The organism is Halobacillus sp. BBL2006 (assembly GCF_000786645.1).
Lineage (GTDB): Bacteria > Bacillota > Bacilli > Bacillales > Halobacillaceae > Halobacillus.
Genome location: NZ_JRNX01000809.1, coordinates 1 through 752 on the forward strand (window position 1 = coordinate 1; position 752 = coordinate 752).

1 protein-coding gene is annotated in these 752 nt (G+C 47.1%); it reads left to right on the forward strand.

All coding sequences use genetic code 11. From position 1 onward, the window contains the following. Positions 1–697 (forward strand): M28 family peptidase (locus LD39_RS19900; protein ID WP_035552560.1); only part of this gene is annotated, 697 nt, incomplete at its 5' end. Positions 698–752: the final 55 nt, after the last annotated feature.

Sequence of the window (752 nt, forward strand, 5' to 3'; positions counted from 1 at the left end):
ATCTGCACCGATTTATGGAAAATCCTATAATGTCATAGCGACCATGAAGCCACACAAAAATAAAGACAATGGTCAAATCATTACCGTAGGCGCCCACCATGACTCCGTTGAGGGCGGGCCAGGGGCTAATGATGACGCATCAGGAGTAGCTGGCGTCCTGGAAATGGCCAAGATCATGGCCAAAACTCCGACAGATACTGAACTGCGTTTTATGACCTTTGGGGCTGAAGAAGAAGGACTGCTCGGATCCTATCATTATGCAAGCACGTTAAGTGACGATGAAGTCGATCGAATGGTCGCTCATTTCCAAATGGATATGATCGGCAGCAAAGATGCGGGTGATTTAATCATGTTCACTCCTGATGGTGAAAAGAACCTTGTAACAGATCTCGGCGCATCAGCAGGAGCTAGGGTAGCCGAAGAAATGGTGGAATACGGACAGCTGGGACGCAGTGACCATGTGCCATTCTTCGAGCGTGGCATTCCATCCGCTCTATTTATTCACGCACCGCTTGAACCTTGGTACCATTCCCCTGAAGATACGCTTGATAAAATTAGCAAGGAAAAACTTCAGGAAACTGTTGAGATCGTAGGATCTGCTGTGTACCAAATCGCTCGACCTGACACGCCTGCACTGGAAAATGCGCGTGTTGCTCCAGGTCCGGTGGATTATGATTTTGATGATCGTCCGCTATAAAATATAAAAATGGTGGATATCCTCAGAGAGACATCTGTTTCTCTGAGGCTTTTTT